The 21,653-nt window shown below is 74.3% G+C and carries 19 protein-coding genes, 2 tRNA genes and 1 other RNA gene; 12 read left to right on the top strand and 10 right to left on the bottom strand.

Annotated features, from left to right (window positions below):
• Window position 1 precedes the first annotated feature (1 nt).
• The 3 genes from F1D97_RS01120 to F1D97_RS01110 form a co-directional block, all read right to left on the bottom strand.
• On the bottom strand, window positions 2-1,273 hold the full coding sequence (locus tag F1D97_RS01120; protein ID WP_236121911.1) for an RNA polymerase sigma factor: 1,272 nt from the start codon (window positions 1,271-1,273) through the stop codon (window positions 2-4).
• Window positions 1,274-1,340: 67 nt separating this feature from the next.
• Window positions 1,341-1,679, bottom strand: coding sequence for a YciI family protein (locus F1D97_RS01115; RefSeq protein ID WP_236121910.1), 339 nt, complete (start codon window positions 1,677-1,679; stop codon window positions 1,341-1,343).
• A gap of 263 nt (window positions 1,680-1,942) precedes the next feature.
• A tRNA-Ser gene (locus F1D97_RS01110) sits at window positions 1,943-2,027 on the bottom strand.
• A 132-nt stretch (window positions 2,028-2,159) separates the two neighbouring features.
• On the opposite strand from F1D97_RS01110, the gene ffs reads away from it, so the two are divergent.
• Window positions 2,160-2,256, top strand: an RNA gene (gene ffs / locus F1D97_RS01105) — signal recognition particle sRNA small type.
• Window positions 2,257-2,269: 13 nt separating this feature from the next.
• Here ffs and F1D97_RS01100 read toward each other — a convergent pair.
• Complete coding sequence (locus F1D97_RS01100; RefSeq protein ID WP_236121909.1) at window positions 2,270-2,941, bottom strand: GNAT family N-acetyltransferase; 672 nt, start codon at window positions 2,939-2,941, stop codon at window positions 2,270-2,272.
• Between the two features lies 1 nt (window position 2,942).
• Window positions 2,943-3,434 carry an Lrp/AsnC family transcriptional regulator gene (locus F1D97_RS01095; protein WP_236121908.1) on the bottom strand — a complete coding sequence of 164 codons (492 nt, stop codon included), beginning with the start codon at window positions 3,432-3,434 and terminating at the stop codon, window positions 2,943-2,945.
• A gap of 70 nt (window positions 3,435-3,504) precedes the next feature.
• Between F1D97_RS01095 and F1D97_RS01090 the strand changes: the two genes are divergently transcribed.
• The 4 genes from F1D97_RS01090 (at window position 3,505) to F1D97_RS01075 (ending at window position 8,669) form a co-directional block, all read left to right on the top strand.
• Entirely contained in the window at window positions 3,505-4,158 is a 654-nt protein-coding gene (locus F1D97_RS01090; RefSeq protein WP_236121907.1) for a LysE family transporter, read from the top strand.
• Between the two features lie 116 nt (window positions 4,159-4,274).
• The gene (locus F1D97_RS01085; RefSeq protein ID WP_236121906.1) at window positions 4,275-7,319 is read left to right on the top strand and encodes a DNA polymerase III subunit gamma and tau; all 3,045 of its coding nucleotides are present in this window, start codon (window positions 4,275-4,277) and stop codon (window positions 7,317-7,319) included.
• A gap of 84 nt (window positions 7,320-7,403) precedes the next feature.
• Window positions 7,404-8,003, top strand: a complete 600-nt coding sequence (gene recR, locus F1D97_RS01080) for a recombination mediator RecR (protein ID WP_236121905.1) — start codon at window positions 7,404-7,406, stop codon at window positions 8,001-8,003.
• A gap of 87 nt (window positions 8,004-8,090) precedes the next feature.
• Window positions 8,091-8,669 carry a DUF5063 domain-containing protein gene (locus tag F1D97_RS01075; RefSeq protein WP_236121904.1) on the top strand — a complete coding sequence of 193 codons (579 nt, stop codon included), beginning with the start codon at window positions 8,091-8,093 and terminating at the stop codon, window positions 8,667-8,669.
• Window positions 8,670-8,747: 78 nt separating this feature from the next.
• Here the strand turns inward: F1D97_RS01075 and F1D97_RS01070 are convergent, their stop codons facing one another.
• Complete coding sequence (locus F1D97_RS01070) at window positions 8,748-9,854, bottom strand: ABC transporter permease (RefSeq protein WP_236121903.1); 1,107 nt, start codon at window positions 9,852-9,854, stop codon at window positions 8,748-8,750.
• Window positions 9,851-10,876, bottom strand: coding sequence for an ABC transporter ATP-binding protein (locus F1D97_RS01065; protein ID WP_236121902.1), 1,026 nt, complete (start codon window positions 10,874-10,876; stop codon window positions 9,851-9,853). The genes F1D97_RS01070 and F1D97_RS01065 overlap by 4 nt, the downstream gene beginning before the upstream one ends.
• 170 nt (window positions 10,877-11,046) lie before the next feature.
• Here F1D97_RS01065 and F1D97_RS01060 point away from each other — a divergent pair, with 170 nt between their 5' ends.
• The 7 genes from F1D97_RS01060 to F1D97_RS01030 all read left to right on the top strand — a co-directional run bounded on the left by F1D97_RS01060 (window position 11,047) and on the right by F1D97_RS01030 (window position 17,655).
• On the top strand, window positions 11,047-11,502 hold the full coding sequence (locus F1D97_RS01060; protein ID WP_236121901.1) for a thioredoxin family protein: 456 nt from the start codon (window positions 11,047-11,049) through the stop codon (window positions 11,500-11,502).
• An 86-nt stretch (window positions 11,503-11,588) separates the two neighbouring features.
• Entirely contained in the window at window positions 11,589-12,047 is a 459-nt protein-coding gene (locus F1D97_RS01055; RefSeq protein WP_236121900.1) for a DUF4395 domain-containing protein, read from the top strand.
• A gap of 136 nt (window positions 12,048-12,183) precedes the next feature.
• Window positions 12,184-13,455 (top strand): aspartate kinase, encoded by a 1,272-nt coding sequence (locus F1D97_RS01050; protein WP_236121899.1) that lies wholly within the window; start codon window positions 12,184-12,186, stop codon window positions 13,453-13,455.
• Window positions 13,452-14,510 (top strand): aspartate-semialdehyde dehydrogenase, encoded by a 1,059-nt coding sequence (locus F1D97_RS01045; protein ID WP_236121898.1) that lies wholly within the window; start codon window positions 13,452-13,454, stop codon window positions 14,508-14,510. Before F1D97_RS01050 ends, F1D97_RS01045 begins: the two co-directional genes overlap by 4 nt.
• 177 nt (window positions 14,511-14,687) lie before the next feature.
• Window positions 14,688-16,100: a sensor histidine kinase gene (locus F1D97_RS01040; protein ID WP_236121897.1), complete on the top strand. Its 1,413-nt coding sequence runs from the start codon at window positions 14,688-14,690 to the stop codon at window positions 16,098-16,100.
• Window positions 16,088-16,750 carry a response regulator transcription factor gene (locus F1D97_RS01035; RefSeq protein ID WP_236121896.1) on the top strand — a complete coding sequence of 221 codons (663 nt, stop codon included), beginning with the start codon at window positions 16,088-16,090 and terminating at the stop codon, window positions 16,748-16,750. The genes F1D97_RS01040 and F1D97_RS01035 overlap by 13 nt, the downstream gene beginning before the upstream one ends.
• Window positions 16,747-17,655 carry a DUF4097 family beta strand repeat-containing protein gene (locus tag F1D97_RS01030; RefSeq protein ID WP_236121895.1) on the top strand — a complete coding sequence of 303 codons (909 nt, stop codon included), beginning with the start codon at window positions 16,747-16,749 and terminating at the stop codon, window positions 17,653-17,655. Before F1D97_RS01035 ends, F1D97_RS01030 begins: the two co-directional genes overlap by 4 nt.
• A gap of 80 nt (window positions 17,656-17,735) precedes the next feature.
• On the opposite strand, the gene F1D97_RS01025 is transcribed toward F1D97_RS01030, so the two are convergent.
• From F1D97_RS01025 to F1D97_RS01015, 3 genes are all read right to left on the bottom strand, one after another.
• Window positions 17,736-17,809: transfer RNA gene (locus tag F1D97_RS01025), tRNA-Pro, on the bottom strand.
• 83 nt (window positions 17,810-17,892) lie between these two features.
• A complete protein-coding gene (locus tag F1D97_RS01020; RefSeq protein WP_236121894.1) occupies window positions 17,893-18,855 on the bottom strand; it encodes a metallophosphoesterase in 963 nt (320 codons plus the stop codon).
• Entirely contained in the window at window positions 18,852-21,341 is a 2,490-nt protein-coding gene (locus tag F1D97_RS01015) for a penicillin-binding protein (RefSeq protein ID WP_236121893.1), read from the bottom strand. The genes F1D97_RS01020 and F1D97_RS01015 overlap by 4 nt, the downstream gene beginning before the upstream one ends.
• Window positions 21,342-21,653 lie beyond the last annotated feature (312 nt).

The raw sequence follows: 21,653 nt of genomic DNA, 5'->3' as shown, positions 1-21,653 counted from the left end.
GTCAGGTCTCGTCTGCGGGGGCGGCCGTGCCGTCGAGGTCGTGCCAGCGGCGCAGGAGCAGATCGCGTTCGCGGAGGTTGGCCGTCATGCCCGCGGCACGCACGAGCTCCCCGCGGGCCTCGTCGACGCGGCCGAGCCGGACCAGCAGGTCCGCGCGCACGCTCGGGAGCAGGTGGTAGGCGTCGAGCGTGCCGGTCGCGGCGAGGGCGTCGACGACGTCCAGCCCTTCCTGCGGGCCGACCGCCCGGGCGACGGCGACGGCGCGGTTGAGCTCGACGACGGGCGACGGGACGAGCGCGACGAGCTCGGCGTACAGCGCCGCGATCCGGGTCCAGTCCGTCTCGTCGACGGAGAACGCCCGCGCGTGGCACGCGGCGATCGCGGCCTGCAGCACGTACGGGCCTCGCCCGCCCCGGGCCTCGGCGCGAGCGAGCGCGTCCAGGCCGCGGCGGATCAGCAGCCGGTCCCAGCGGCGGCGGTCCTGGTCGGCGAGCAGCACCGGGGCTCCGTCTGGCCCGACGCGCGCGTCGAGCCGCGACGACTGCAGCTCCAGCAGCGCCTGCAGGCCCAGCACCTCGGGCTCGTCGGGCAGCAGGGCCGCGAGCACGCGCGCCAGGCGCAGCGCCTCGAAGCACAGCTCGGGGCGCGCCCAGTCGTCGCCCGCCGTGGCGGTGTAGCCCTCGTTGAAGACCAGGTAGACGACCTCGAGGACGGACGGCAGCCGCGCCGCGCGGTCGTCGCCGGTCGGCACCTCGAACGGCGCCCCGGCCTGCGCGATCGTCTTCTTCGCCCGGGAGATGCGCTGCGCGACCGTCGTCTCCGGCTGGCCGTACGCGCGAGCGATCTCCGCGGTCGTCAGCCCGCCGAGCAGGCGCAGCGCGAGCGCGACCCGAGCGGCCGGCGGCAGCACGGGGTGGCAGGCGACGAACACGAGCCGCAGCACGTCGTCGTCGATCCCGTCGCCGTCCAGGGCCTCCTCGTCGGGTCCCGACGACGTGCTCTGGAGCGTCGGTGCGACGAGCGCGTACTTGTCCGCGAGCACCCGGTCGCGCCGCACGAGGTCGACGGCCCGGCGGCGCGCGACCGTCATGAGCCACGCGCCCGGGTTACGCGGCACCCCGTCGGCGGGCCACTGCTCGAGCGCGGCGACGAGCGCGTCCTGCGCGAGATCCTCGGCGAGCCCGACGTCGCCCACGTACCGCAGGAGCCCGCCGACGAGGCGCGTGCGCTCCACGCGGAACACCGCCTCCGTCGCGGCTCGGGCATCGCTCACGACGACCGATGACAGCAGCCGCGGGGGCCGGTGTCGACCCCCGCGGCTCGGCTGCCGTTCGTGCCGGTCAGAACACGGGCCGGACGCGGGCCTCGCCCTCGCCGAGCACCGCGAGGAACCGCTTGGTCCACTCCACCGCCTCGTCGAGGTCCCGGCACTCCGTGAGCGCCCACCCGCCGATGAGCTCCTTCGCCTCCGCGAACGGCCCGTCGACCACCGAGAACTCACCGTCGGCGAGCGTGACCTTCGCGCCCATCGCGGTGGGCCCGATCCCGCCCGTCATGACGAGGACGCCCGCCTTCGTGGCCTCCTCGACGAACTCGCCCATGCGCTGCATGAGGTCCGGCGAGGGCGGCGGCACCGGGACGGACTCGTCACCGAGGGTGTAACCGAGGTAGCGCGGCATGATCTGCTCCGTTCTGTCGGGCGGGCCGTCCTGGCCTGCTCTCACCCCTGCGTCGAACGGCGCGCAGCGTTCTCGACACGCCTCGGCGACTAGTTTTCCCCGAGTCACCCCCCGACCCCTCCGCCGAGCGCGCACGCTCCGAGCCGAGTGCGGTCGCCGTGCGTGCGCAGTCGCGCGCGAACGTGCGCACTCGGCGGGAAGGGGTGGACCCTGGGCAGACGAATGGCGCGGGACACGTGTCGTGTCCCGCGCCATTCCGAGGGCGGAGGATGGGGGATTCGAACCCCCGAGGGCTTGCACCCAACACGCTTTCCAAGCGTGCGCCATAGGCCACTAGGCGAATCCTCCAGGTGCTGTCGGACCGGGCAACCGGCACGACCGCGGGTAGGAGTCTAGCGGAGGAATCCGGTGCGCCCGTCCGCCGGGCCAGCGCGCGCACGGGGCCGTCCTGGGCGACCGGGACTCTGGGTTAGGCTTGCCCCAGACCCCTCGTGCGGCGTCATCTTGCCGAACTCCCCCAGGGCCGGAAGGCAGCAAGGGTAGGTGAGCTCTGGCGGGTGTGCGGGGGGTCCTTACTTCTTCCCCGGACGTCACACCCGGATCGTCGGGCCGGTCAGTGCGGCGACGATCGCGTCCCAGTCCGGGCCGGTCGGCGGGGCGCCCTCCGACGAGGTGAAGTACTGCTCGAGGAACGCGCGCAGCGGCGCGGTCGGGAGGAGCCAGCGGCCGTCCGCCTCGACGCCCGCGAGCCGGTCGCCCGACGCGCACAGCGCGAGCAGCAGCAGCCCGGGCACGCGTGGCCCGCCCGGGTGCATCGCGGGCTGCACGTAGGGCAGCGGGATCACGCGCGCGCCGTGCCGCCGGTAGAACCGCAGGCGCGCGGTGGGGTCGCCGTGCGCCTCGGAGCCGGTGTGCTGCGCGGGGTCCTCGACCTCCGCGACGACGAGCCACGGGTCCAGCTCGGTGCGCCACGTGTCGATCGCGTGGTCGAGCAGCCGGCTGCCCACGCCGCCGCCGCGTCCGCCCGGCGCGATCGCCAGGTACGCGAGCAGCAGCACGCCCGTGGCGGGGAACCACTCGGCGAGCGCGGCGCCGCGCAGCCCGTCCTCGTCGTGCGCGACGACGAGCCGCAGCGTCCCGTTCGCGAGCATCGCCTGCAGCGTGGGCAGGTCCGCGAGCTCGTCGTCGGGGAACGAGGAGCGCAGCACCTCGTCGTGCACGCGCGTCAGGTCGGCGGGGCTCGTCGTCGGACCGATGCGCACGTCAGGCTCCCCGCAGCGCGAGGCGCGTGAAGGTCTGCGCGGCGCCGGCCTCGCGCTTGAGGCGCCGCACCAGCTGGTCGAGCGCGGCCGGGTCGGCGACCACGGCGTGCAGCAGGTAGTCGTACGAGCCTGTCACGTGCACCGCGTCCAGCACGCCGGGGAAGTCGCGTGCGAGCGCCGCGGTGAAGTCCTCGTTCGTCGTCCCGTCCGCGAGCCGCACCTCGACGAACACCTCCAGACCGGCCGACGACGAGCCCACCGACGACCCCCGCACGACCGTGAAGCCCCGGATGACGCCCTCGTCCTGCAGTCGCCGCACGCGCGCGGCGGCGGCGTTGGCGGACAGTCCCACGCGCGCGCCGAGCTCGCGGTAGGGCAGGCGGGCGTCGGCGGTGAGCTCGTGCAGGATGCGCTCGTCGATGCGGTCCACGACGACGATTGTCGCGGCATCCGGCCGGAAGTGCAGCGGCAACCGGTCTCCGTGCTGCGACATCGTTCGAGTCGGCTGCGGATCACGCGGTGGCGGTCGCGTCGACGGTCGCCCGACGACGACGATGCGCGCCATGGACGCGTCCACCGTGCTCACCGCCGCCGTGCTCGGCGTGGTGGCGGGGCTGTCCGTCGCGGTGCCCGTGGGGCCGGTCGCGGTGCTGGTCATCCGCGAAGGGCTCGTGCGGGGGCGCAGCGCGGGGCTCGCCGCCGCGGCGGGGGTCGCGACCGTCGACCTCACGTACGCGATGCTCGCGGTCCTGCTGGGCACGCAGGTCGGCCGACTCCTCGCGGGGCACGAGCAGTGGCTGCGCGTCGGGGGTGCGGTGGTGCTGGGCGTCGTGGGCGTCGCGGGGCTCGTGCGGTGGTGGCGCGTGCGGCGGACTCCGGCACCGGGTCCTGAGGAGGCGGACGACGAGCCGCTCGCGACCACCGGCGGCGTGCTGCGGGTGTGGGCGCGGTTCGTCGTCGTGACCGTGCTGAACCCCGCGACCGCGCTGATCTTCGCGACCGTCGCCACGGGCCTCGCGGGGCGGCTGGTGGCCGGGGCGGGCACGCTCGTCGCGTTCGCCGTCGGGGCGGGTGCGGCCTCGCTCGTGTGGCAGAGCGGGCTCGCGCTCGCGGGCGCGTGGGCGGGCGGTCGGCTCGGGCCGCGGTGGCACGCGTGGTCCGCGCCACTCGGGTCCGCGCTGGTCGTCGCGCTCGCCGCGGGCATGGTCGTCGGCTGACCTGCGGCGGTGCGCGTCGCGCGTCGCGCGGCGTGTCGTCGCGGCCCGCGCGGCGGCCGGGGGACGGCTGTGGGCGGGGGCGGACGGTGTGGGCGCGGGCGTCTAGGGTTCGGGGGGTGACCACAGCGCTGTACCGCCGCTACCGGCCGGAGACGTTCGCCGAGGTGATCGGCCAGGACCACGTCACCGCCCCCCTGCGGCAGGCGCTGCGCTCCGGTCAGGTCAACCACGCCTACCTGTTCTCCGGGCCGCGGGGCTGCGGGAAGACGACGAGCGCGCGCATCCTCGCGCGCATCCTCAACTGCGCCGCGAACACCGAGGGCAGCCCCACGGACACCCCGTGCGGGACGTGCGAGTCGTGCGTCGAGCTCGCGCGTGGCGGCCCGGGGTCGCTCGACGTGGTCGAGATCGACGCCGCGAGCCACGGTGGTGTCGACGACGCGCGTGAGCTGCGCGAGCGCGCGACGTTCGCCCCCGCGCGCGACCGGTTCAAGATCTTCATCCTCGACGAGGCGCACATGGTCACGACGCAGGGCTTCAACGCCCTGCTGAAGATCGTCGAGGAGCCGCCGCCGCACGTGAAGTTCGTGTTCGCGACGACGGAGCCCGACAAGGTCATCGGGACCATCCGCTCCCGCACGCACCACTACCCGTTCCGGCTCGTCCCGCCGGACGTGCTGCTCCCGTACCTCGACGAGCTGTGCGCGCGCGAGGGCGTGCCCGTGGGCGGCGGCGTGCTGCCGCTCGTCGTGCGCGCCGGCGGCGGGTCGGTGCGCGACACGCTGTCCGTGCTGGACCAGCTGATCGCGGGGTCCGACGAGAACGGCATCGACTACGACGGCGCCGCGGCGCTGCTCGGCTACACGCAGGGCGCGCTGCTGGACGACGTGGTCGACGCGATCGCGGCGGGCGACGGCGGTGCCGCGTTCCGCGTGGTCGAGCGCGTGATCGCGACGGGTCATGAGCCGCGCCGGTTCGTCGAGGACCTGCTCGAGCGGCTGCGCGACCTCATCGTGCTCGACGCCGCCGGCGAAGCCGCGGGTGCGGCGCTGCGGGGACTGCCGGAGGACCAGCTCGCCGCGATGCGCGTGCAGGCCGCGCGCCTCGGCTCCGCCGAGCTGTCGCGGTCCGCGGACCTGACCAACGCGGCGCTGACCGAGATGACCGGCGCGACCTCGCCGCGCCTGCACCTCGAGCTGCTCATGGCGCGCCTGCTGCTGCCCGCCGCCGACGACCAGCGCTCCGGTCTCGCCGCACGGCTCGACCGCCTCGAGCGGGGGATGCCGGTCGCGGCGCGTGCCGAGTCCGGTGCGCCTGCCGACGCTCCCGCGCCCGTCGCCGACGAGCCCGCCGCGCCGCCCGTCCGGCTGGGCGCCGGCCGCGGCGCGGACGCCGCCCGCGCGGCGCTCGCGGCGCACCGCGCCGCCCAGCGCACCGAGCCGCCGACGACCGCCCCGGCGGCGCCCCCGGTCCCGGCGGTGGTCCGCCCGGCGACGCCCGCCGAACCGCGCCCCGCCGAACCGCGCCCCGCCGAACCGCGCCCCGCCGAACCGCGCCCCGCCGAACCGCGCCCCGCCGAACCGCGCCCCGCCGAGGTCGCGTCCGCGGCTTCTGCGGAGGCGGAGCCGGTGGCCGCTCCGTCGCCCGAGGCCGCGCACGGCGAGCCGCGCGCGCTCGCGCCGGAGCCGCCGACGTCCGTCGACGAGGCCGGACCGCGTCTCGACGAGCCTGGCGTCGACGGGGTGGCCGTCGACGAGGTGGCCGTTGACGAGGTGGCCGCGGTCGAGCCCGGCCACCACGCCGAGGAGCCCGCCGACGAGCCCACCGACGAGCCTGTCGTCGCCGACGACGGGCCGCGTGGGACCGCCGACGAGCCCGCGGCCGCGGACGAGGCGCAGGCCGTGCCTGACGACCGGTCCAAGGAGGCGGACGGCGCTCCCGGCGCCGCCGCCGGCACGCCTGAGGGCGACGGTGAGCCCGAGGTCGCCGAGCCGTTCGAGGCCGTGCGGGTCCAGGCGGTCTCCGAGACGGAGACGCTGCGCCGCCGCTGGCCCGAGGTGCTCGACACGGTCAAGTCGCTGCGCCGCGTGACCGGCGCGCTCGTCGACCCGAACAACGCCCAGGTCGCCGAGCTCGACGCGACGACCCTGCGCCTGGCCTTCACCACGCCCGAGCTCGCGAACGCGTTCCGCAACGGACCGCACGCCGACGTGGTGTCGCGTGCGGTCCACGAGACACTCGGCTTCCAGGTGCGCGTCGAGGCGGTCAGCGGCGACGTGCGCGCCGCGCACGGGACCCCCGCGCGCTCGCAGGCGCCTGCCCCGCGCCCGGCCCAGCAGCGCCCGTCCGGCGCGCGCGCCTCTCAGTCCCGCTCGGGCGGAGCCCCGGCCGGCCCGACCGCCACGGAGTCCGCCGACGACGACTCGGAGGCCCACCGGCCGGCGCCCGGTGCACCGGGTGCCCAGGCCGCGTCGTCGCCGGTGACGGACTCGCCGGAGGCGCCGGCGGCGTCGGCGTCGGGTTCCGACCCGGCCGGCGACCGCCCGCAGCCGACCGGGGACTCGCACGACGACTGGGTCCCGCCGGAGGAGCCTGACGACCCGTGGGCGACCCACGTCCCCGAGGAGCCCGCCGCCGGCCCGACCGCCGTGTCGGCTCCGGACGCCGAACCGGAACCCGCCGCACCGGCCGAGCCGCCCGTCCCGGCGGTCCCGGGGGTGATCTCGCCCGAGGAGGCCGCCGCGTCCTGGGGTCTGCCGGCCGCGCCCGCGGCGCCGGCGACGGCCGCGCGACCGGCCCCGCCGTCGGGCGGCGCGACGCCCGCGGCGTCGACCGCCCGCCAGGCGCCGACCTCGGGCCACGCGACGACCACGGGTCGGGCGCCGACCTCGGGTCAGGCGCCGACCTCGGGTCAGACGGGGGCGCGCTCGATGAGCGCGGTCGAGTCGGCGGTCGCGCGGGCGCAGCGGCTCGCGGCGGCGGCTCCGCAGCGGTCGGCGAGCGCTCCTCGTCGGCCCGCGCCGAGCACCCCGAGCGACCCGTACTTCGACGCGTCCCCCGATGACCCGGACATGGCGTCGTCGGGCCTGGTCGGTGCGCCGCTGGTCGCCCAGATCCTGGGCGGGACGGTCATCGACGAGCAGATCGACGACGGCCGCTAGCGAGCCGGCACCGGACTGGGCGACGCGGGCGGGACATCGGCGCGCGCGGGCGGTCGTGGGGGTGGCAGCACGTACGCTGGGGGCGTGTACGAGGGCGCGGTCCAGGACCTGATCGACGAGCTCGGGCGGCTGCCCGGGGTCGGTCCCAAGAGCGCCCAGCGCATCGCGTTCCACGTGCTGGCGGCGGACCCGGCGGACGTGCGCCGCCTCGCGGACGCGCTGATCGAGGCCAAGGAGCGTGTGACGTTCTGCGAGACGTGCGGCAACGTCGCGCAGGAGCCGGAGTGCCGGATCTGCAAGGACCCGCGGCGTTCGCCGACGGTCCTGTGCGTGGTCGAGGAGGCCAAGGACGTCGTCGCGATCGAGCGCACGCGGGAGTTCCGCGGGAAGTACCACGTGCTCGGCGGGGCCATCAACCCGATCGCGGGCGTCGGTCCGGACGACCTGCGCATCGCGCAGCTCATGCGTCGCCTCGCGGACGGCACGGTCACCGAGGTGATCCTCGCGACGGACCCGAACGTCGAGGGTGAGGCGACCGCGACGTACCTGGCGCGGCTGCTGCTGCCGATGGGCCTGACGGTGAGCCGTCTGGCGTCGGGTCTGCCGGTGGGTGGGGACCTGGAGTACGCCGACGAGGTCACGCTGGGCCGCGCGTTCGAGGGTCGCCGACTGCTGTCGGCGTGACGCTCGTCTGACGCACGTGGGACGCACGGTCGGTGCGAGTCCCGCGAGTCGGGTGACACGCGCGCCCGTCATGCGGAGGATGGGTGGATGAGCACCTCGGCTGTCCTCCCGCCCGACGACGACCTGCGCTCCATCGCGGAGGCGATGGCGACCGAGTCGCGGTCCTACCTGACGACGGTCACGGAGGTCGCGGCGGGTGCGAACCCGGAGGCGGCGCTGCCGCTGCTGCTGCTCGCGGTTTCCGACCTGCTCGCGGTGGGTGCGCGCCTGGGTGCGACGACGGACGTGGTGCCGGTCGAGCGGTTCGAGCCGGACGTGGGCCCGGACCCGGACGTGGAGCCGCTGCGTGCGGGGCTGGCGAACGCGTTCGAGGGCATCGACGAGTACGCCGAGGTGGTGGACCCGCTGCTGGGTGCGGAGGTCGCGGCGGCGACCGTGTCGGGCGACCTCGTGGCGATCGCGGGCGCGGTGGTGCAGGGTCTGCGGCACCACGAGCGCGGCGGTGTGCTCGAGGCGCTGTGGTGGTGGCAGTTCTCGTACCTGTCCGACTGGGGTGAGCGGGCGTCGAGCACGCTGCGCACGCTGCAGGTGACGCTCGCGCACCTGCGTCTGGACGTGGACGACGACGTCGCGACCGAGGCGGAGTACGACGCGCTGCAGCCCTGAGACCGGGCGCCGGGACGACCGAGCCCGGCCCGGGAGGACCCGGACCGGGCTCGGTGAGCGCCTCGACGGGCGCGGGCGTCAGGCCACGCGGGTCCCGCGCGGCAGCGTGCGCGTCGGGATCGACAGCCGTCGCACGGCGGTCACGTAACCCGCGGCGCCGAGCGCGAGGTTGAGCCCCAACCCCCACGGCCACACCGGGTGATCGCTCCGCTCGGCCTGGAACGTCGACGAGTCGGCCCAGCACTCGTCGACCTTGCCGCTGTCGCCGATGCGCACCTGCCGCACGACGTCCCGGAGGCCGCCGAGCGCGTCCCCGCCGTCGTCGCCGGCCTTCGTCCCGGCGCCGTCGGCCACGACGACGAACGGGTTGACCGCGAGCAGCCACCACGTGCGCTCGGTGTGCGCGACGCTCCGCTCGCCTTCGCGCCACACGCACTCGACGTCCTCGATGCCGTCCCAGGTGTCGGGCATCGAGTAGACCTGCACGCGCTCGTACGACGAGACCGAGCTGTACGTCAGCCCGAACACCAGCGGCGCGATGAACGTGACGGCCGCGACGACGATGAACGTCAGCACGGTCGACCCGGCGGTGCGCGACACGAGCGCGGACATCCCGAGGCCGATCGCGCAGACCGCGACGAGCAGGAGCGCGATGAGCAGCACGACGCGCAGGAGCGACCACCACGGGGTGGGGCCGACGGCGGTCGCGAGCGCCAGGAACGGCACGCTCAGCGCGAGGAACGCGCACGCGGCGGTCCAGGCCGCGAGCAGCTTGCCGAGCGCGATCTCCGCGGGGGACAGGAGCGTGACCTGCAGCGTCGCGAGGGTCCCGGCGTTGCGGTCGCCGTTGACGGACGTCGAGGCCAGCGTCGGGGTGACGAGCAGCCCGAGGCCCAGCACCAGGAACGTCACGGCCGCGAACAGCGCCGGGCCCTGGACGGAGCGGTCGGCGTCGCTCGCGCCGAACAGCGTGTCCATCGCGCCGAACATGAGGAGCGTGAGCCCCCCGATCACGACGGTCCACACGACGAGCGCGACGACCCACCGGGTCGAGCGCACGCGCTGGCGCAGCTCGAGCGCCGCGACCGTCCGCACCCCGTGCCAGCTCAGGGCCCACCGGCCGCGCACGCGCGGCGTCCCGCCCGGTGCGGGCGTCGCCGCCGGTACCTCGACAGCCTGCGTCATCGCCGCTCCTCCTCGAGTGCCAGGTACGCGCGCTCCAGCGCGCCCGCCGCCGGTGCGAGCGAGACGAGCGGGACGCCCGCCGCGACCGCGTCGCGCACGAGCTTCGCCGCGCCGTCGTCGCCGTCGACCGTGAGCAGCACGCCCCCGGGCTGCTCACGCGGCGGCTGGTGCGGGTCCTGCTCGTCGTCGGGACGCCAGGACGCCCCGACGGACGTGAGCCAGCTGACGAGCGCCGCGTAGGACAGCGCGCGCACGTGCCACGTGCCGCTCGCGCCGGCGACGCCGCGCACGGTGCCGGTGCCGAGCTCGTCGGACGTGACCGTGCGGCCGCGCGAGACGAACACGACGTCGTCGGACATCTCCTCGAGCTCGGAGAGGATGTGGCTCGACACGATCACCGTGCGGCCCTCGTCGGCGAGGCGCCGCAGCAGCACGCGCAGGTCGACCCGCGAGCGCGGGTCGAGCCCGGACGCGGGCTCGTCGAGCAGGAGGACCTGCGGGTCGTGGACGAGCGCCCGGGCCAGCCCGAGGCGCTGCTTCTGCCCGCGGGAGAGCACGGACGCGGGCCGGTCCGCGTACTCGGACAGGTGCACGGTCGCGAGCAGCTCCGCGGCGCGGGTGCGCGCGGTCGCGGCGTCGATCCGGTACGCGGCGGCGAACGTGTGCAGGACCTCGCGTGCGGTCAGGGAGTCCCACGTGCCGAACGCGTCGGGCATCCAGCCGGTCGCGGCGCGCGCGGCGGGGCCGTCGGTGACCGGGTCGTGGCCCCCGACGCGGACCTCTCCCGCGTCGGGCACGAGCAGGCCGGCGAGGACGAGCAGGAGCGTCGTCTTGCCGGAGCCGTTGGGGCCGACGAGCGCGGTCACGGCGCCGGAGCGCGCGGAGAACGTCACGCCGTCGAGTGCCTGGACCGAGCCGAACGCGCGGTGCACGTCGCGCACGACGATGCCGGGCCGGGTCACGAGCTCGGTCCCGGGCGGAGGGCCGGGGGAGCCCTCGGGGGGAGCGGGGGTGTCCGTCATGCGAGCGACCCTAGAAGTCGGGGGCTTCGCGCGGAGTCGGTCTGCGGGTGGATCTGCCTCGCGCGGGCATCATCACCCGGTCGGGTGGTGCGCGTCCCACAGGGCGACCCGAGTCTCACCCTGACCGCCTCGGTCGGGTTATCTTGGCCGTTCCGGACCCGGGAGGCATCGTGAAGGAAGTCGCGCTCGTCGCGGTCGTCCTCGCGCTCACGTCCGTCCTGGGTCTCGTCTGGCAGCGCCGCAACGGCCGGTTCCGGGCGGTCGCGCCCGCGGACGCCACGGCTGGCGACGCCGCGACGCGCGTCGTGCTCACGTCCGACGACGTGACCGCGCCGCTCGGTGCCCGGGCGACGTTCCTGCAGGTCTCGAGCGAGGTCTGCAGCGCGTGCCGCAGCACCCACCGCGTGCTGTCGGCCGTCGCCGCCGAGCAGCCCGGTGTCGTGCACGTCGAGCTCGACGCCGTGCAGCACCTCGACCTCGTGCGCCGCCTCGACGTGCTGCGCACCCCCACCACGTTCGTGCTCGCGCACGACGGCACGGTCGTCGGCCGCATGTCCGGTGCCACCGACCGCCCGCAGGCGCTCGCCGCGCTCGCGTCCTGTCCGGACGTGGCGCCGGCTCGCTGACCTCCCGCCCCCGCGGGACGCACCGCCCGTCGCCCCCGTCCGGCGACGCGCGTCGTCGGACTCCTCCCCCCCACCTGGAGCCCGTCATGACCTCTGCCTCTGCGACCACCACGCCCGTCGGCATCGACCCGCGCGGGCCGCGGTTCGGCGCCGGCGTCACCGCCGTGCTGCTCGTCGTCGTCCTGCTGCTCGGCGGCTCGACCGCCGCGACCGTGCTGCTCGCGGTCGTCGCCGCGAGCTTCGCGCTCGGTGCCGTCGGCGGTCCCGGCGTGACGTGGCAGGGCCGGTTGTTCGCCGCGTTCGTGCGCCCGCGTCTCGCGCCGCCCGCCGAGCTCGAGGACCCGCGCCCGCCGCGTTTCGCGCAGCTCGTCGGGCTCGTGATCACGGCGCTCGGGGTGCTCGGCGCGCTGCTCGGCGCCGCGTGGGCGGTGCCGCTCGCCGCGGCGTTCGCCCTGGTCGCGGCGTTCCTCAACGCGGTGTTCGGCCTGTGCCTCGGGTGCGAGATGTACCTGCTGGGCGTGCGCCTGCGCGCACGCTCCGCCTGACGCCGGGCGCGGCGGGCGCCGACCGCATCGTGATACCCCTGGCACGCGTGCGTGCCGGGTGCTTACGATCCCTGCGACCAAGAGGACCCGGCGGGCCGTTGAGACAGACGGCGACCGGCGACAGATGGAGCAGCACGTGGCACTTGTCGTGCAGAAGTACGGCGGTTCGTCGGTAGCGGACGCCGAGAGCATCAAGCGGGTGGCCAAGCGCATCGCCGCGGCGAAGCGCGCCGGCGACGACGTCGTGGTCGTCGTCTCGGCCATGGGGGACACCACCGACGACCTCCTGGACCTCGCGAAGCAGGTCTCGCCCCTTCCTCCCCAGCGGGAGATGGACATCCTCCTCACGGCGGGTGAGCGCATCTCCATGTCGCTGCTGGCGATGGCGATCAACGGGCTCGGCGTGAAGGCCAAGTCCTTCACGGGTCAGCAAGCGGGTGTCATCACCGACGCCGTGCACGGCAAGGCCCGCATCGTCGACGTCGTCCCGACGCGCGTGCGCGAGACCGTCGAGAAGGGCCAGGTCGCGATCGTCGCCGGGTTCCAGGGCGTCACGGAGTCGACGAACGACGTGACGACGCTGGGCCGCGGCGGCTCGGACACCACGGCGGTCGCGCTCGCGGCCGGCCTGGGCGCCGACGTCTGCGAGATCTACACCGACGTCGACGGCGTGTTCACCGCCGACCCGCGCATCGTCCCGACCGCCCGCAAGCTCGACCGCGTCTCCTACGACGAGATGCTCGAGCTCGCCGCGTCGGGCGCGAAGGTGCTCATGCTGCGCTGCGTCGAGTACGGCCGGCGCTACTCCGTCCCCATCCACGTGCGCTCGTCGTTCTCCCACCGGACGGGCACGCTGGTCACCAACGAGAAGAACGAGGACCCCATCGTGGAGCAGCCGATCATCGCGGGCGTCGCGCACGACCGCTCGGAGGCCAAGATCACCGTCGTCGGCGTGCCGGACGTCCCCGGCAAGGCCGCGCGGATCTTCCAGGTCGTCGGGGACGCCGGCGTGAACATCGACATGATCGTGCAGAACGTGTCGGCCGCCGCGACGGGCCTGACGGACATCTCGTTCACGCTCCCCGCGCTCGACGGCACCGCGGCGCTCACCGCGCTGACGGAGCGTCAGCCGGACATCGGCTTCCAGTCGCTGCAGTTCGACGACTCGATCGGCAAGCTCTCGCTCGTCGGCGCGGGCATGAAGTCGCACCCGGGTGTCTCCGCGAAGCTGTTCGCGGCGCTCGCGGACGCGGGCATCAACATCGAGATGATCTCGACGTCGGAGATCCGCCTGTCCGTGGTGACGCGCGCGGACGAGCTGGACGACGCGGTGCGCGCGGTGCACACCGCGTTCGAGCTCGACGCCGAGCAGGAGGAGGCCGTGGTGTACGGGGGTACCGGACGATGAGCGAGCTGAACGTCGCGGTCGTCGGCGCGACCGGGCAGGTCGGTGCCGTCATGCGCCGCCTGCTGGACGAGCGGGACTTCCCCGTCGCGTCGATCCGCTACTTCGCCTCCGCCCGGTCGGCCGGGCGCACGCTGCCGTGGCGCGACCAGGAGGTCGTGGTCGAGGACGTCGCGACCGCGGACCTGTCGGGCATCGACATCGCGCTGTTCTCGGCGGGCGGCTCGACCTCCAAGGAGCACGCCCCGCGGTTCGCAGCCGCGGGCGCGGTCGTCGTCGACAACTCCTCCGCGTGGCGGCGTGACCCGCAGGTCCCGCTGGTGGTGTCCGAGGTGAACCCGGACGCGCTCGACGAGATCCCGCTCGGCATCGTCGCGAACCCGAACTGCACGACGATGGCCGCGATGCCCGTGCTGCGCCCGCTGCACGAGGAGGCCGGCCTGCGCCGCCTCGTCGTCTCGACCTACCAGGCGGTGTCCGGCTCGGGCCTCGCGGGTGCGCAGGAGCTCGACTCGCAGGTCCGCGCCGCGGTCGAGCAGGACACGCTCGGCCTGGTGCACGACGGGTCGTCCGTGTCGTTCCCGGACCCGGTGAAGTACGTCGCGCCCATCGCGTTCGACGTGATCCCGCTCGCGGGGTCGATCGTCGACGACGGGCTGAACGAGACCGACGAGGAGCAGAAGCTGCGCCACGAGTCGCGCAAGATCCTGTCCGTCCCGGACCTGCTGGTGTCCGGCACGTGCGTGCGCGTCCCGGTGTTCACGGGCCACTCGCTGTCGGTCAACGCGGAGTTCGAGCGGCCGATCAGCCCCGAGCGCGCGCGTGAGCTGCTCGCGGACGCGCCGGGCGTGCAGCTCGAGGACGTCCCGACGCCGCTCGCGGCCGCCGGTCAGGACCCGTCGCTCGTCGGCCGGATCCGGGCCGACGAGGGCGCGCCCGAGGGTCGTGGCCTCGCGCTGTTCATCTCGAACGACAACCTGCGCAAGGGCGCCGCGCTCAACGCGGTCCAGATCGCCGAGCTGCTGGCGACGCGCCTGGCGGCCCGCGCGACCGCCTGACCCACCGCACCACCGCCTGACCCACCGCACCAACGCCGACCCCGCGGTTCCTCCGGCCCACTCGTCCCAGAGCCGGAGCAACCGCGGGGTCGGCGTCTGTGCGGGGGGTTTTCCCTACCCGCATCTGGTGGGATCGCGGGATGTCGACGCAGGCCACGCGCGCCTTAGGTTCGTCGCATGACCTCGCAGCTCGCTCCCGGCCCGAAGCACTCCGGGCCCGTCGACCAGGGCGTCGACCCGATCGACGCCGCCTTCCCACCGACGTCCCGCGACCTCGCCACCGTCGCACCCGCCCTGGCTGACGGCAGCAGGTTCGCCCTCGCCCCCGTCTCGTCCGAGACGTGGCGCGCAGTCGCGCAGACGACCGTCGGCTTCGTCTGGCTGCTCACGGTCGGGACGGTCGCGCTGATCGTCGTGCCCGTGGCCGCGTCCTTCATCTTCGTGTTCGGCATCGGTCTGCTGATGCTGCCGTTCGTGCTCCTCGGCGCCCGGTGGTTCGCCCGCGCCGAGCTCGGCAGGCTCGAGGCGCAGACCGGGGTCGTCATCCCCCGCGCCGTGCCGTACCGGAGCCGCGGCGCGGGCCGGTGGTCCCGGTTCTTCGCCCCGCTGCGCGACAAGCGCGCGTGGGCGGCGTTCGGGTACGCCGCGCTGTCCGTCCTCACGTCGTCGCTGGCGTTCGCGTTCGTCGTCGGGCTCGGCGGCGCCGGCCTCGCCGGGATCCTCGCGCCCGTCTACGGGACCGGCCCCCTGCTCGAGGACTGGTTCGACGGGCCCACCTGGCTCCTCGGCACCGGCCTGGTGATCCTCGGGATCGTCGCGGTGTGGCTCGCCGCGATCACCGCGCAGGCCGCGTCCCTGCTGCACGTCCGCATGGCGCGCGGGATGCTCGGCGCCTCACGCTCCGCGTACGAGCTCGCCGTGGCCGACGCCGCGCGGGCGCGCGCCGAGTCGCGCGTCGCGCACGTCGAGGAGACCCGCCACCTCGTCGTGGGGGCTGCCGACGACGAGCGCCGCCGCATCGAGCGCGACCTGCACGACGGCGCGCAGCAGCGCCTCGTCGCCCTGGGCCTCGAGCTCGGCGCCGCCAAGCGCCGCGGTGCGCAGGACCCGGAGGCGGCCGCCGCCGCGCTGGACCACGCGCACCGCGAGATCCAGGAGACCCTCTCCGAGCTGCGTGACCTCGTCCGCGGCATCCACCCCGCCGTCCTCACCGACCGTGGCCTCGACGCCGCGCTCAGTGCGCTCGCGTCCCGCTCGCCGATCCCGGTGACCGTCCGCACACCCGACGACGACACGCTCGAGCAGTGCGGCACGTCCGCACGGGCCGCCGCGTACTTCGTCGTCGCCGAGGCGCTCACGAACGTCGCCAAGCACGCCCAGGCGCGCTCCGCGCAGGTCGCCGTCGCGTGCGACGGCACCACGCTGCGGCTCGTCGTGTCCGACGACGGGCGCGGGGGAGCGGTCCTGGCGCCCGGCTCGGGCCTCGACGGCCTGCGCAGCCGCGTCGCCGCGCTGGACGGCACCTTCGAACTCGCCAGCCCCGCCGGGGCCGGCACGACCCTCACCGTGGAGCTCCCGTGCGCATCGTGATCGCGGAGGACTCGGTCCTCCTCCTGGACGGCCTGACCCGACTGCTCACCGCGGAGGGGCACGACGTCACCGGCTACAAGACCGCCGACGAGCTCGTCGCGGCCCTCGGCCCCGACGCCTCCGTCCCCGACGTGCTGGTCACCGACGTGCGGATGCCCCCGTCGCACACCGACGAGGGCCTGCGCGCCGCGATCCACCTGCGCAGCCTGCACCCGCGGCTCCCCGTGCTCGTGCTCTCGCAGTACGTCGAGCAGCGCTACGCCCGCGAGCTGTTCGCCGGCGACGTGCGCGGCCTGGGCTACGTGCTCAAGGACCGCGTGACCGACGTCGACGAGCTGCTCGACGCGATCTCCCGGATCGCGTCCGGCGGCACCGTCATCGACCCGGAGGTCGTCGCGCAGATCATGGCGCGCGCCACCCGCACCGGCCTCGAGGACCTCACCCCGCGCGAGCGGGAGGTCATGGCGCTCGTCGCCGAGGGCCGCTCCAACTCCGCGATCGCCGAGCGCCTGTTCATCGGGCTGCCCGCCGTGGAGAAGCACGTCACCTCGATCCTCACCAAGCTCGGGCTGCCGCCGGACAGCGACGACCACCGTCGCGTCCTGGCCGTGCTCCGCTGGCTCGAGCACCGACCGAACGGAGAGTCATGAGCACCGTCATCGAGACCCCCGCACCGCCCGCACCGGCGCGCGACCCGCGCCGGTCGGCCGGGGCCAAGGCCCTGCTGTGCATCGGCGGCACGATCGGCGCCCTCGCGATCGCGTGGGCCGCCCTCGACCTGGCGAGCCTGATCGCCCGCGAGAAGACCAGCGGCGAGGGCACCTACGCCGCGGCCGGCACCGTCGAGCTCGTCGCCGACGGCCGCGTGACCGTCACCGCCGGCGGGTCCGACGAGGTGCACGTGGCGCGCGAGGCTCGCTTCGCGTTCGCCGACCCGCACTACTCGGCCGACACGTCGTCCGACCGCCTCACCGTCTCCTACACGTGCGCATGGAGCTGGCTGTGGCAGTGCGACACCGACCTCGACGTCACGCTCCCCGCGGACACCACGCTCGTCGTGCGCTCCTCGAACGGCGACGTCCGGGCCACCGGCGTCCTCGGCGACGCGGACCTGCGCTCCGGCAACGGCCGCGTCGAGGCCTCCGCCCTCGGCGGCGACCTCGTGGCGCACTCGAGCAACGGCAGCGTCGAGGTGACCGACGTCGCCGGCTCGGTGCGCGCCACCTCCGACAACGGCTCCGTCGTCGTGCACGGCGCCGCCTCCGTCGAGGCGCGCTCCAGCAACGGCCGCGTCGAGGTCGAGGACGTCGACGGCGTGGTCATCGCCACGTCCGACAACGGCGGCGTGCAGGTCGCGGACGCCCGCGACGACATCACCGCGAGGTCGAGCAACGGCGACGTCACCGTCTACGGCACGGGCGATCCCGTGGCGCTGGACATCCACACGTCGAACGGCGGCCAGCGCACCGAGGCCCCGACCGACCCCGCCGCGGACGTGAAGGTCGTCGTCCGCTCGTCCAACGGCTCGGTGAGCTACCTCCCACCCCGCTCCTGAGGGGTCACCGGCAGTCCCGCACAGGCCGCCGGATGCACGAAAGCCCGGGCCGACATCTCGTCGGCCCGGGCTTTTCACTGTCGGGGTGGCGGGATTTGAACCCACGACCTCTTCGTCCCGAACGAAGCGCGCTACCAAGCTGCGCCACACCCCGTGAAGCCCGCTCAGACTACCTGACCGACCCCCGGATCAACGAATCCGTTCCGGCATCCGTGCGGCCCTGGCGGGCCGTCCTGGTCAGGAGGACGCGGGGACCAGCGTCAGGAGCGTCGCCTCCGGTCGGCACGCGAAGCGCACGGGCGCGTACGGGGACGTACCGAGGCCGCCGCTGACGTGCAGCCAGGTCGAGCCGGCCCCGCCGGGCGCGTCGGGGCGCGGCCCCGGCCAGCCGTGCAGGCCCTTGGCGCGGCCCGGGTCGAGGTCGCAGTTCGTGACGAGCGCGCCCCAGCCGGGCACGGCGAGCTGGCCGCCGTGCGTGTGGCCCGCGAAGATCACGTCGGCGTCGTCCTCGAGGAACGCGTCGAGCACGCGCTGGTAGGGCGCGTGCGTGACGCCGACGTGCAGGTCGACGCTGGGGGTGCCGGAGACGCCGGCAGTGGTGCGGGCGTCGTCGGGACCGCCCGCGGCGGGCACACGGTCCTTGTCGAGGTGCGCGTCGTCGGTGCCGACGAACGACAGGCGCCGCCCGGCGACGTCCAGGACGCCGCGGCGGTTGTCGAGGTCGAGCCAGCCCGCGGAGCGGAACAGGCGGACCATCTCGCGCCACGGCAGCTCGCGCGGCGGCTGCGGGGGAGTCGAGCGGGCGTCGGCACGCAGGTAGCGCGCGGGGTTCTTCGGCTGCGGGGCGACGTAGTCGTTGGAGCCCATGACGAACACGCCCGGGCGGGCGAGGAGCGGCTCGAGCGCGTGCGCGAGCAGGCCGAACGACTCGAGGTGCGCCCAGTTGTCACCCGTGTCGACGACGAGGTGCGGGTCGAGCTGGGCGAGCTCGCGCACCCACGCGGCCTTGCGGTCCTGGTCCGGTGTGAGGTGCAGGTCCGAGACGTGCAGCACGCGCAGCGGGTCGTGGCCGCTCGGCAGCACGGGCACGGTCACCTCGCGCAGCGTGTACCAGCGGGCCTCGACCACGCCCCAGGCGACGCCCGCCGCGGCGAGCGCGACGAGGCCGCCCGCGGTGCGGGCGACGGATCCTGCCGTCACGGCTTCACTGCGACGTCGTCACGGCCCTGGTCACGGTCGCGGCCGCGCTCACGGTCGGGCGGACCCTCCTCGCCACCGCCCTGGCAGAACGGGTGGTCGGGGTTCTCCTGGCACGGGTCGCGCTCCTTCTTGCCGCTCGAGAGCGTGAGCGTGATGACGGAGCCGGCCGTCGCGGACCCGCTCGGGTCCTGCTTCGCCACGCGGCCCTCGGGCACGTCGGACTCGATGCGCTTGTCGGACACGACGACCTGGAACCCGTGCGAGGTGAGCGTGCGGCGCGCCTCGTCCTCGCTCTGGCCGACGACCCACGGCACGGAGATCTTCTCGCCGAAGATGTACTTGGAGGGCGGCTCGCCGAAGGACGGGTTGTCGCCGCCGCCCAGCGCGGCCTCCATGAACCGCACCCAGGTGGGCGCGGCGATCGACGAACCCCAGGGGCCGGCGCCGTAGCCGCTGTAGCTCTTGCCGTTGATCGTCAGGCCGTGCATGGACTTCATGCCGTCGGTGTGACCGACCCACACGGCAGCGGACAGCTTGGGCGTGTAGCCGACGAACCACGTGTGCTCGTTGTGCGACGTGGTGCCGGTCTTCCCCGCGGCGGCGAAGCCGGGCTGCTTGACGCCCTTCGCGGTGCCCTTCCAGACGTTGCTGAGCGCGTAGTTCATCGTCTTGGCGACGTTGGGGTCGATCTTCTGGCTGCAGCCCGCACTCGGGACCTCGATCTCCTCGCCGTCGCTGTTCGTGACCTTGAGGACGGCGATGGGCTTGCAGTACTTGCCGTCGGCGGCGAACGCGGCGAAGGCGGACGCCATCGTGAGCGGTGAGACGGACTGCGAGCCGAGGATGTTCGCGGGCAGCGGGTCGATCTGGCCGTCACCGGCGAGGCCGCCGGCCTTGACGACGCCCAGCTCGGCAGCGCCGGTGAAGATGCCGCACAGGTCGACCTTGCTGGCCATGGCGACGTACGCGGAGTTCACCGAGTTCATGGTGCCCTGCAGGACGGTCATGACGCCCTTGCCGCCCTCGGCGTTGTTGAACTCCCAGCTGCCCGTGAGGCGGGTGCAGGACGCCTTGAACTCCGAGAGGTTGTACGACATCTTCGTCGCGTTGAGGACCTCGTAGAGCGAGTGCCCTTCCTTGATCCACTGCAGCAGCGTGAACGGCTTGAACGTCGAGCCGGGCGGGAAGCCCGAGGCGCTGCCGAACGCGTTGTCGGCGTTGAAGTTCACCGCGGTCTCGCGGTCGCCGTGGTCGTCCGTGTTGTTGTAGACGCGGTTCTGCGCCATCGCCTTGATCTGGCCCGTGCCGGGCTCGACGACGACCATCGCGGTGCCGAGACCGGAGCCGTCGTCGACCGGGATCCCGGCCTTGACCTCCCGGTCGGCGTCGGCCTGCATGTCCTTGTCGAGCGTGGTCCAGATCGTCAGACCGCCCGTGAGCAGCAGGTGACGACGCTCCTTGGCGGTCTTGCCGAACGCGGGGTCGTTCGCGATGACCTTGGTGACGTAGTCGCAGAAGAACCCCGAGCCGACGACGGCCTTGTCGGCCGACATGCAGCCGAGCTTGGCCGACTGCGGGTTGAGGGTGTCCTCGATGGGCGTCTTCTTGCCCTCCTTGAACTCCTTCTCCGTGATGTAGCCCTCGCGCAGCATGAGGCTCAGCACGGTGTTGCGGCGCTTCTCGACGCGCTTCGGGTGCTTCAGCGGGTCCCAGTAGGACGGCGACTTGGTGATGCCGGCGATGGTCGCGGCCTGCAGGTAGTTCAGCTTGCTCGCGCGCATGCCGAAGTACCGCTGCGACGCGGCCTCCACGCCGTACACGTTGGTGCCGAACGCCGCGATGTTGAGGTACTTCTCGAGGATCTCGTCCTTCGACATCGTCTTCTCGAGCGTGATCGCGAGCTTCGCCTCGCGGAGCTTGCGGGCGAGGCCCTCGGTGCCCTCGTCGGCGCGCGCCTGCTCGATGGCCTCGAGCTTCGCCTCCTCGGTGTCCTCGCTGAGCGCCGCGTCGATCAGCACGTTCTTCACGTACTGCTGCGTGAGCGTCGAGGCGCCCTCCTGCGAGACGTGCAGCGCGTTGCGCGCGGCGGCGCGGAACATGCCCATGACGTCGACGCCCGCGTGCGTGTAGAACCGCCGGTCCTCGGTCGCGATGACGGCCTGCTGCATGATCTCGGCGATCTGGTCGAGCGGGACGACCACGCGGTCCTGGTCGAAGAACGTGGCGAGCGTCGTGCCGTCCGACGCGAGGATGCGCGACTTCTGCGGCAGCGGACCCTGCTTCAGCTCGGTCGGCAGGTCGTCGAACGCGGTGACCGACATGTTGGTCACGCCGTTCGCGATCGCGACACCCGGCAGGGCCAGCCCGGCGGCGAGCACGCCGCCGACGCCGGCGACCAGCACGAAGGACAGCAGGAGGGCCAGCGCCTGGAAGGCGTTGACCTGGCGGCCGCGCGTGCGGGCAGGCGTGCGGGCAGGGTTCGGCATGCCCGCCAGGGTAGTCGGCGGACCTGGGCGGTGGCCTCGTCCTGGGGGAGGACCCCGACCTCTGCACCGGACCTGCACATCCCGGGCGGGCCGCGGGAGGTTCCGACGAGCGTGCGGCGCCCGGGTGCACCCGGGCGGGTGGGGGTCGACCTGCCCGGTTCACCCGATCCGGTCACCGTGTGCGGGAGCGCGTCCACACCTCGGGATGACCCGATCGGAGTCTCGTCAAGATTCCAGTTCACGCGCTAGTTTTCCAGTCATCCAGCGGACGACGACGCCTTGTGGTAAAAGCGCAGGCGCTCTGGGATCCGG

Source organism: Cellulomonas palmilytica, assembly GCF_021590045.1.
In the GTDB taxonomy this organism is placed as follows: Bacteria; Actinomycetota; Actinomycetes; order Actinomycetales; family Cellulomonadaceae; genus Cellulomonas; species Cellulomonas palmilytica.
Note: the sequence above shows the minus strand (reverse complement) of the source record. Positions and strands in the feature narration are given on the sequence as shown.

Coding starts and splice junctions, on each gene's coding strand:
- F1D97_RS01095 (WP_236121908.1), bottom strand. CDS start 3,434: ATGTCGCAGCACGGAGACCGGTTGCCGCTGCACTTCCGGCCGGATGCC.
- F1D97_RS01065 (WP_236121902.1), bottom strand. CDS start 10,876: ATGACGGACACCCCCGCTCCCCCCGAGGGCTCCCCCGGCCCTCCGCCC.
- F1D97_RS01015 (WP_236121893.1), bottom strand. CDS start 21,341: ATGCCGAACCCTGCCCGCACGCCTGCCCGCACGCGCGGCCGCCAGGTC.
- F1D97_RS01075 (WP_236121904.1), top strand. CDS start 8,091: ATGAGCACCTCGGCTGTCCTCCCGCCCGACGACGACCTGCGCTCCATC.
- F1D97_RS01045 (WP_236121898.1), top strand. CDS start 13,452: ATGAGCGAGCTGAACGTCGCGGTCGTCGGCGCGACCGGGCAGGTCGGT.
- F1D97_RS01030 (WP_236121895.1), top strand. CDS start 16,747: ATGAGCACCGTCATCGAGACCCCCGCACCGCCCGCACCGGCGCGCGAC.
- F1D97_RS01070 (WP_236121903.1), bottom strand. CDS start 9,854: ATGACGCAGGCTGTCGAGGTACCGGCGGCGACGCCCGCACCGGGCGGG.
- F1D97_RS01040 (WP_236121897.1), top strand. CDS start 14,688: ATGACCTCGCAGCTCGCTCCCGGCCCGAAGCACTCCGGGCCCGTCGAC.
- F1D97_RS01115 (WP_236121910.1), bottom strand. CDS start 1,679: ATGCCGCGCTACCTCGGTTACACCCTCGGTGACGAGTCCGTCCCGGTG.
- F1D97_RS01055 (WP_236121900.1), top strand. CDS start 11,589: ATGACCTCTGCCTCTGCGACCACCACGCCCGTCGGCATCGACCCGCGC.
- F1D97_RS01090 (WP_236121907.1), top strand. CDS start 3,505: ATGGACGCGTCCACCGTGCTCACCGCCGCCGTGCTCGGCGTGGTGGCG.